This window comes from Marinobacter sp., assembly GCF_052094685.1.
Taxonomy (GTDB): Bacteria; Pseudomonadota; Gammaproteobacteria; order Pseudomonadales; family Oleiphilaceae; genus Marinobacter.
On sequence record NZ_JBQDKB010000117.1, the window covers coordinates 1 to 9606 of the forward strand.

A 9606-nucleotide genomic window follows, 5' to 3' on the forward strand; every position below is an offset into this window, starting at 1 on the left:
CCGACACTATTCAAGAGTTTGAACGCCGAGCGCCCAATCACTATCGGGCACGGCGCAAGAAACACCTCCGGAGTGTCAGAGCAGACCCGTAAAAGAAGCGGCGAGCTGACACCGGAAAAACTGAAACCGTGCGGAAAACCGCCGGGCGATATCGCGAAGAATCACTGCCACGCAAGGCCGGGCCGTCCAGCATACGAATACGACGTGAGACCTGGGCACTTGTGTGAACCTGAAAACGGATTATATGCGCCAACAGACACGAACCCTACACGACACCTCCCTGCCAGCAGGTAGGCGGGGTGTTGGCGGTGGTCTCAGATCAACAGGATCATACGCCAGTAGAGTGTGATTCGTCTGTCCGCCGCTCAGCCCCTGATGTAACAGGGCCAGCGGCACGCACATCCTGCTTCGCAGATGCGACGCCTTTCGGTTTTCTGTCAAAATTTAACGACAGGAATACCCACTTTCCATGAAAAGAATGCTCATAAATGCAACTCATCCAGAAGAGTTGCGCGTCGCCCTGGTTGACGGCCAGCGCCTGTTTGACCTTGATATCGAATCCAGCTCCCGCGAGCAGAAAAAAGCCAACGTCTACAAGGGTCGGATTACTCGTGTAGAACCAAGCTTAGAAGCCGCATTTGTTGACTTCGGCGCCGATCGCCACGGATTCCTTCCTCTAAAAGAAATCTCCAGAGACTACTTCAAAAAATCACCGGGCCAGATCGAAGGCAAAGTGAACATCAAAGAAGTGGTTTCCGAAGGCCAGGAAGTTATTGTTCAAGTGGACAAAGAAGAGCGCGGCAACAAAGGCGCCGCCCTAACAACCTTCATTTCCCTTGCCGGCCGCTATCTTGTCCTAATGCCCAACAACCCTCGTGCAGGCGGTATCTCACGCCGCATAGAAGGCGAAGAACGGGCACAGCTGAAAGAAGCCATGAACAGCGTACAGGTGCCCAAGTCCATGGGAATCATCGTGCGCACTGCCGGTATCGGCCGCACCACTGAAGAGCTTCAGTGGGATCTCGACTACCTGGTACAGTTCTGGGAAGCCATCACCCAGGCTGCTGGCGAGCGCAAAGCCCCTTTCCTTATCCACCAGGAAAGCAACGTTATCATTCGCGCTGTTCGCGATTACCTGCGCCAGGATATCGGAGAGGTATTGATCGACTCAGAGAGCGTTTACGAGGATGTACTTAACTTCGTCCGCGCCGTGATGCCAACATTTGAAAACAAGATCAAGCTGTACAAAGACGAAATTCCTTTGTTCAGCCGCTACCAGATTGAAGGCCAAATCGAGACCGCGTTTCAGCGTGAAGTGAAGCTACCGTCTGGTGGCTCTATTGTTATCGATCCTACCGAGGCGCTGGTGTCTATCGACATCAACTCATCCCGCGCCACCAAAGGTCACGATATTGAAGAAACCGCCTTCCAGACAAACCTGGAAGCGGCGGAAGAAATTGCGCGCCAGCTTCGCCTGCGAGACATGGGCGGCCTGATCGTGATCGACTTTATTGACATGACACCGGCCAGGCACCAGCGCGAAGTAGAGCAAAAGATGCGCGAAGCTCTGGAAATTGACCGGGCGCGGGTTCAGGTTGGCAAGATTTCACGATTCGGCCTATTGGAAATGTCCCGCCAAAGGCTGCGCCCTTCACTGGGTGAAACCCGTAGCGAAGTTTGCCCTCGCTGTGAAGGCCAGGGAACCATTCGTGGTATCGAATCTCTGGCGCTGAGCATCATGCGCCTGATCTACGAAGAATCATCCAAGGAAAAGACCGGCGAAGTTCGGGCTATCGTGCCAGTATCCGTGGCTACATTCCTGTTGAACGAAAAGCGCAAGCAGCTGGCCGACATTGAGGCAAATCAGGAAGTTAGCGTAGTTGTTGTGCCGGTTCCACACATGGAAACGCCGCACTTCGAAATTCTACGCATGCGTGATGACGAAGCCACACCCGAACACATCTCGAGCCATCAAGTAGCGCAGGAATACAGCCAGCGCGAAGAAGAAGTGCTTGAAGTGCCAGCCGCTGATAAACCGGCACGGGAACAGGCAGCCGTAAGAGCCGTACGCCCCAGGGCACCAGCCCCAGGGCCTAAAGCCGCAGAAGCCCAGGAAACAGCAGAGCAGGACGACGGCCTGATCCGCCGGATAGGTCGCAAGATTGCGTGCTTCTTCAGTGGCGAAGAAGACCAACAGGCTGACACTCGCGACAACTCAAAGGCAAGCGCCAACCGCGAAGATCCGCGGAATCAAGCGCGCCAGGATCGTCGCAAGTCCCGCGTTGCACGGGATGGCCAAAGCTCCAGCAACACCAACAACCGCAGCAAAAACGAACGCGGTCAAAGCAATAATCCACAAAACCGAAACGACGATAATCGTTCTCGGGGCCGCAACCGCAACGACGATCAAAGCCGCCCCAACCAGAACCGTCAGGCAGCAAGCAAAACCTCTGACAATAAGAGTTCTGAGAGCAAAGGCACTGACAACCGCGGTGGCGATGGTCGTCGAGACAATCGAAAAGATGGTCAGACTCGCGGCCAAGGCCGCAACCGGCCACAGCGCGACACCAAAAACAACGGTGATCAGAAAAACGCTAATCAGCCGGAAGCCCCACAAAAGGCAACCGCTGACAAGCCCAGCGCTGACGAAAGTCGTCGCAAGCCGCGTCGCCCTCGCAACCGGGATGGCTCATCTTCCGAGACTCCAGCTTCTACGCCGGCCGCTCGCAAGAGCACCCGCAACGAGAAGCATCAAAAGGATACTCAGCCAGAAGCAAGCAGCGACAACGCCGATGTGAAAGTAGCACCTATTGCAGCCAAGAGCGCAGATCAGGCTACAACCAACGCGCCTGCGGCCCAGCAAAGCGAGCAAAAGGCAGTGTCCACCCCAAAGACGGACACAGCTACCGACAATGGGCCTGCAGAAACGAAGGCTGAGAATACACCGGCCGCCACTTCGGTGAAGGAGCCTTTAGCCTCAAAGGAAAAAGAAACTTCAACTCCAAAAGAGAATGAAGCTTCTGCCGAGAAGCCAAAAGAGCCATCCGCCGATAAGCAGCCATCAGCTGATAAAGCAGAGAATGCCCCGGCGCCAAAGCCCCAAGAGAAAAAAACTACCCAGGCTCAGAAATCCGAAGCCCCAGCTACAGGTGAGGTAGCTGCAAAGGCAGAGGCGCCCGTAGCCAAGCCAAAGGCCGCAGCACCTGAAGCGACCACAGAGGCAGACAAGGCATCGCCTGCCCCGAAGGACAAAGAGCCTTCGGCTGAAGCTGATCAGAAGCCGGCAGAGAAAAAGCCCGCTGCTGCAGAAAGCGAGAAGTCTGCTGAAAACTCAGAGACAAGCGCAGCTGAAGATGAGAGCAAGACCGCTCCTGTTAAGAAGCAGAGATCAACACCTGCGAGAAGTCGGAGCAAAGCCGCATCGGAGGATAAGCCTGCAGAGAAAGCGCCGGCCGACAAGCCTGAAGCTACGCAGGTTAACGCTGCTCCCGAAGTGGTAGAAAAGGCCGCCAGCGAACCAAGCGTTCCGGTAACACCCGGGCGTGCGTATAACGACCCTCGCGAAGTGCGCAAGCGCCAACGGGCGGCCGAAGAAGCCAAAAAGTCCGGGGGTAACTAATACATGCTGTCCAATTCCGACATAGAAGCGCTGGAAGACATCCTGTTCGCCGAACCCTGGGGTGATGAAGCCCTAGACTTTTTCGGTTTCCACGGCGTTGTCTGCGCCAGCGTCGTCGGGCCAACCACATTGAGTGTGGAGGCCGTCTTCCGCCTTGTTACAGGCACCGAGAAGACACCCGGCGGCGGGATTCCGGACACCTTCCGTCAGTGCGTCACGCGCCTGGCGGGAGACATGACCCAAGCCCTGGATATGGGCGAAGCTCTGGAACTCCCAGAGCCGGAAGACGGTGACCCAATGAACGCGCTAGAGAACTGGTGCGCTGGCTTTGTGGACACCTTCATGGAGCATGAGGATGAATGGCTTGATGCTGCGAGCGAGGAAGAAACAGCGGACTTAATGATCCCCATGCTGACATTGTCGGGACTGTTCGACGATGAAGACTTCCAGAACGTTCGCAACAGCGAAAAACTGTCGGGTCAGATGGCAGATGCTATCCCCGACTCCCTGACAGACCTGTACCTGATGTTCCACGCACCGACTTAAACCGGTGCGTTAACGCCAGGAACTTGCTTGAAATGATGCCAGACCGGCTCCAGCCCGTCTGGCATTTTCATAATCCGACCAAGCTCACACCAGGGTGCACCGGAAAAATGAAAATCACTACCCTGAGAAGCCAGCAGCTTCTCCCGCATACATAGCTCGGTCAAAAACCCTAGATCCCCACTGGACTGTCCAGACGTAGACACCTCAATAGCACGGCCGCCAGCCCTGCGAAAATCTGCGGTCAACTCCCGAAGTTTTGTTGCCGTAAGTTGATATTTTCTGGGGTGAGCCAGCACTGCGAGACCGCCCGCCGAGTTGAGCCACTGAACCACTTCCTCAAGCTCCGGCCAAAAGGCTTTTACGTCACCCACCTTGCCAGCCCCTAGATAACGCTTGAACGCCTGCGCGGCATTCTTAACGATACCTGCCTCAACCATCACCCGCGCAAAATGCGGCCGCCCAGGAACATCTCCTCCAGCTTCAGCGGTAGCACGCTCAAGCAGATCTGGAATCGCAAGCTTACTCAGGCGGTCGGTGATCATGGCCGCCCTCGCCCAGCGGTTTTGATGCTGTCGTTCCAGCGCAGCACGGAACTCACGATCGTCGGTATCAAAGTCCAGACCAACAATGTGTATGGTGCGGCTTCGCCACAAACAAGAAAGCTCAATACCGGGAATCAACACAACCCCGTTAGCTGTAGCAGCGGTTTGCGCTTCCTCCAGGCCATTAACAGTATCGTGATCTGTGAGAGCAAGATGCGTCACGTTCTTCTCTGCTGCACGAACTAACAGCTCCGTGGGTGTGAGAGCCCCGTCTGACGCGGTGCTATGACAATGCAGATCAATGCACAAAACAGGGTCTTGCGGTATAGTCACAAAAATTCCCTAATGGAATGAATGGCGAAGAACCCAGTGTACCAGCCATTCAACTCCGTGCATTATTTAACAAGGCACACCGAGAAACCGGAGACCCTATGTATTACGCCATTATCAGTGAAGATGTCGAAAACAGCTTACCCTTACGTCAAACAGCAAGGCCTGCTCATGTTGAACGGCTGCAAAAGCTGAAAGAGGAAGGCAGACTTCTGTTGGCCGGGCCACATCCTGCTATAGACACCCCAGACCCGGGAAATGCCGGCTTTTCGGGCAGTCTCGTGGTGGCAGAGTTCGATTCCCTAGTCGCAGCTCAAGCTTGGGCAGACAGCGACCCCTACATGGACGCCGGCGTATACAGTAAAGTGACCGTTAAGCCGTTCAAGGTGGTTTTACCTTAAAGCTGCCGATAGAACTCCATGAGCTTATTGTAATGAGAGCTCGCTTGAACGATCGGGTATCTGTGACAAAATTGCGGCTTTGATAATAACGAGTTCTTTTAACCGAATTTTTTGGGAACCTTGCCAGTGACGCTTTATCGCCTTGCCATCAGTGCGCTTTTTATTTTTTCTTCCATCGCCGCGGCTCAGGCGCAAACCGTCTGGGTTGATGATCAACTCTATCTTCCTGTCCGTTCAGGCGCAGGCTCCCAATACCGGATCATTGAGAATGCAGTGCCCAGCGGCACGCCTCTGGAAGTTATTGAAACCTCAGATACCGGCTACACCCGCGTACGTACAGCAAAGGGCAACGACGGATGGGTTTCCAGCCAATATATCAGCAACACGCCCATTGCGGCAGACCGGCTAAAAACCGTAAGCCGGCAGCTTGAGCAAGCAAAAACTGAGCTATCCTCTCTAAAGGGTCAACTGAAAGATGTTTCCAGCGAGCGGGATACGCTAAGCAGCGCAGAATCGTCACTATCGACCCGTTCAGACGAGCTGCAGCAAGAGCTCCGGCGCATCAAGAACATTGCCTCAAACTCGATTAACCTGGAGCGACGAAATCGCGAGCTACTGGAAGAGAACCAGAAGCTGCGCAACGATTTAGAAGTGCTAACCGCCGAAAACGAACGGCTGGAAGCCAGCAAGGAATCGGATTTCATGCTAGTAGGTGCGGGCCTCGTACTTGGGGGCGTACTTCTGGCGCTGGTCATTCCGATGCTCAAACCCACAAGAAAAGCCGATAACTGGGCGTAAACCTTATGAAGGACTATTCGGAGAAGCGCGATTTTCATCGCATGCAGGTTGAATCAGAAATCGAGATTACTGACAGTAAAGGGGGCACCTTTTCTGGCACATGCAGGGATCTCAGCGCCACGGGAATGCAGCTGTTTGTTAGAAACCCGGTGATGGTTGGGGAAGAGCTGACCACAGTGCTGCATCCAAGCAGTGATCAGTTCCCTCCGCTGGAGACTATCTGTGAGGTTATGCGGTGTGAACCGGAGGGTGACGGCTTTCTGCTGGGGGCCAACATCAGCGAAGTCACCCGCTAGCTTCCTGCCCCTGGCACTAGTTAATCAAGAACCACTAGTAAACCAAGGGCATAAACGTAAGAGCTAAACCAGGGGCTTCTCTGACACAACAATGCCGTTGTTGTCAGCGTACACGTAGTGTCCCGGCTGAAAGGTCACACCGTGAAAGGTCACTGGCACATCTAGGTCGCCTAAGCCCCGCTTTTCACTTTTCCGAGGATAAGTGGCTAAAGCCTGAACCCCCAGATCCGTGCTACCAATCTCGTCAACATCTCGCACGCAGCCATAGATGATCAAGCCAGCCCAGCCATTGCTGGCTGCCTTCTCCGCCAGCATGTCGCCCAGCAGTGCGTGGCGCATTGAGCCGCCACCGTCTACCACCATAACTCGGCCCTTGCCAGGCAACCCCACCTGCTCCTTAACCACGGAGTTGTCTTCAAAACACTTTACGGTGACGATCTCGCCGCCGAAAGCTTTAATTCCGCCATAGTTATTAAAGCCGGGTGCGGCCACTTTAACTTCCGGAAACTCATCACACAGATCCGGGGTAATAATGGTTGCCACGTTATTGCTCTCCTTTACGCAGAAATGGATTCAGTCGACTTTCTCATCCGCCAGGAAGATCCAGGTATCCAACACCGAGTCTGGGTTAAGAGACACGGAATCAATACCCTGATCCATCAACCATTTTGCAAGATCCGGATGATCAGATGGGCCCTGACCGCAGATACCTATGTACTTACCTGCTTTCCGGCACGCCTGAATGGCGTTGGAAAGAAGCGCCTTAACCGCATCGTTACGCTCATCAAACAAGTGCGCAATAATGCCCGAATCACGATCTAGACCGAGCGTTAGCTGAGTCAAATCATTGGAACCAATGGAAAAGCCGTCAAAGTGCTCTAGGAACTGGTCTGCCAGTATGGCGTTAGCGGGCAACTCACACATCATGATCAAGCGCAGGCCATTTTCACCCCGCTTCAGACCATTCTCTGCCAACAGGCTAACTACCTGTTCTGCCTCACCCACGGTACGCACGAATGGCACCATCACTTCTACGTTGGTAAAGCCCATTTCATTGCGTACTCTTTTGAGCGCGCGGCATTCCAGCTCAAAACAGTCACGGAAGGTCTCCGAGATATAGCGCGACGCGCCACGGAAACCCAGCATCGGGTTTTCTTCATCTGGCTCATACAACGTGCCACCAATCAGGTTGGCGTACTCGTTGGATTTAAAGTCAGACAAACGCACAATCACCTTCTTGGGTGCAAACGCTGCTGCCAGAGTAGAAATCCCTTCTACCAGCTTGTCGACATAGAAATCCACGGGGGAGCTGTAGCCGGAAATACGCTTTTCCACCGTCTGCTTAATATCGCCTGGCAGACCGTCAAAGTTCAGAAGTGCTTTCGGGTGCACACCAATCATGCGGTTAATGATGAACTCAAGGCGCGCTAGCCCCACACCTTCGTTAGGCAGTGACTGGAAATCAAAGGCGCGGTCCGGGTTACCCACGTTCATCATGATTTTGAACGGAATATTGGGCATGGAATCTACGGTGTTTTCACGCAGTTCAAAATCCAAGGCCCCCTCATAAATCAGGCCAGTGTCGCCTTCCGCACAGGATACGGTCACTTCCTGGCCATTATTCAAAAGCTCAGTAGCATCACCACACCCTACAACGGCAGGAATGCCCAGCTCACGGGCAATGATGGCTGCGTGACAGGTACGGCCGCCACGATCTGTAATAATCGCAGAAGCACGCTTCATGACCGGCTCCCAATCTGGGTCCGTCATGTCTGTAACCAACACATCGCCATCTTGTACGCGATCCATTTCTTTGATGCTGGTAATAATTTTGACCGGGCCCGCACCAATTTTGTGGCCAATACTGCGACCTTCCACCAGCACTGTGCCGGTTTCATTCAGCAGATAGCGCTCCATCACATTGGCAGAGGCGCGACTCTTAACTGTTTCAGGGCGCGCCTGAACGATATAGATTTTGCCGTCATCACCGTCTTTCGCCCATTCGATATCCATGGGGCGCTGATAGTGCTTCTCGATGATCATGGCTTGTTTAGCCAACTCTTCCACTTCCGCATCTGTAACGCAAAACCGACCGCGCTCTTCTGGATCCACCTTAACGGTTTCCACAAGCTGGCCACTGTCAGGATCTGAGTGGTAGATCATTTTGATGGCTTTGCTGCCGAGATTACGACGCAATACGGCTGGCCGACCGGCATCTAATGTGGGCTTGTGAACGTAGAATTCATCTGGATTAACGGCACCCTGAACCACTGTTTCGCCAAGGCCGTATGAGCCGGTAACAAACACAACATCCCGGAAACCTGATTCAGTATCCAGCGTAAACATAACCCCGCTTGAAGCCGTCTCACTGCGCACCATCTTCTGGATGCCAGCAGACAAGGCCACCAGCTTGTGATCAAAGCCGTGGTGAACGCGGTAGGAAATCGCACGATCATTAAACAAAGAGGCAAACACTTCCTTCACAGACGTGCGCACCTGTTCCAGGCCGACCACGTTCAAGAAGGTTTCCTGCTGACCTGCAAAGGAAGCATCTGGCAAATCTTCCGCCGTTGCAGAGGAACGCACGGCAACGGCCATTTTGTTGTTGCCGTTCAGCAAAGTGCTGTAGGCCTCTTTGAGCGCACTTTCCAACGCATCCGGGAAAGGTGTATCAATAACCCATTGGCGGATTTCCGCCCCTACACGTGCAAGCTCGTTCACATCGTTGATATCGAGGCTATCGAGCACGTTGTCAATTTTATCCTTCAGGCCGTCTTTGGCCAGAAATTCACGGTATGCATGCGAGGTTGTAGCGAAACCTCCGGGAACAGTCACACCGGCATTGGCGAGATTACTGATCATTTCACCGAGGGAGGCATTTTTACCGCCTACCCGGTCAACATCGGACATTCCTAGGTGATCAAACCAGATTATGTAATCTTCCAAAGCGTGTCTCCCTCGAATCTGTATAACAAAGAGTAAAACCGGGCCAGCGCGGTATCAAGCGTAAAAAGCGGATAACAACCACTGCGGAGTCTCGAACTTGGCGTGTATGATACTGTAACCTTCGGATT

General features: G+C 53.7%; 8 protein-coding genes. 5 read left to right on the forward strand and 3 right to left on the reverse strand.

The features are described 5' to 3' along the window. Nucleotides 1-469 precede the first annotated feature (469 nt). Nucleotides 470-3619: a ribonuclease E gene (rne, locus tag ACTH3S_RS16530; RefSeq protein ID WP_441810109.1), complete on the forward strand. Its 3150-nt coding sequence runs from the start codon at nt 470-472 to the stop codon at nt 3617-3619. A gap of 3 nt (nt 3620-3622) precedes the next feature. Then, nucleotides 3623-4165, forward strand: coding sequence for a YecA/YgfB family protein (locus ACTH3S_RS16535; protein ID WP_441810110.1), 543 nt, complete (start codon nt 3623-3625; stop codon nt 4163-4165). Here the strand turns inward: ACTH3S_RS16535 and ACTH3S_RS16540 are convergent. Beyond that, on the reverse strand, nt 4162-5016 hold the full coding sequence (locus tag ACTH3S_RS16540) for a PHP domain-containing protein (protein ID WP_441810116.1): 855 nt from the start codon (nt 5014-5016) through the stop codon (nt 4162-4164). The genes ACTH3S_RS16535 and ACTH3S_RS16540 overlap by 4 nt on opposite strands. Nucleotides 5017-5138: 122 nt before the next feature. Here ACTH3S_RS16540 and ACTH3S_RS16545 point away from each other — a divergent pair, with 122 nt between their 5' ends. The 3 genes from ACTH3S_RS16545 (at nt 5139) to ACTH3S_RS16555 (ending at nt 6532) form a co-directional block, all read left to right on the forward strand. Further along, a complete protein-coding gene (locus ACTH3S_RS16545; protein ID WP_441810111.1) occupies nt 5139-5438 on the forward strand; it encodes a YciI family protein in 300 nt (99 codons plus the stop codon). Between the two features lie 126 nt (nt 5439-5564). After that, nucleotides 5565-6236, forward strand: a complete 672-nt coding sequence (locus ACTH3S_RS16550) for a TIGR04211 family SH3 domain-containing protein (RefSeq protein ID WP_441810112.1) — start codon at nt 5565-5567, stop codon at nt 6234-6236. A gap of 5 nt (nt 6237-6241) precedes the next feature. Continuing rightward, nucleotides 6242-6532 carry a PilZ domain-containing protein gene (locus ACTH3S_RS16555; protein WP_441810113.1) on the forward strand — a complete coding sequence of 97 codons (291 nt, stop codon included), beginning with the start codon at nt 6242-6244 and terminating at the stop codon, nt 6530-6532. Nucleotides 6533-6595: 63 nt separating this feature from the next. Here ACTH3S_RS16555 and rraA read toward each other — a convergent pair whose 3' ends face one another. Together rraA and ppsA are read right to left on the reverse strand one after the other, a co-directional pair. After that, entirely contained in the window at nt 6596-7075 is a 480-nt protein-coding gene (gene rraA / locus ACTH3S_RS16560) for a ribonuclease E activity regulator RraA (RefSeq protein ID WP_441810114.1), read from the reverse strand. Between the two features lie 30 nt (nt 7076-7105). Next, the gene (gene ppsA / locus ACTH3S_RS16565; protein ID WP_441810115.1) at nt 7106-9478 is read right to left on the reverse strand and encodes a phosphoenolpyruvate synthase; all 2373 of its coding nucleotides are present in this window, start codon (nt 9476-9478) and stop codon (nt 7106-7108) included. Nucleotides 9479-9606: the final 128 nt, after the last annotated feature.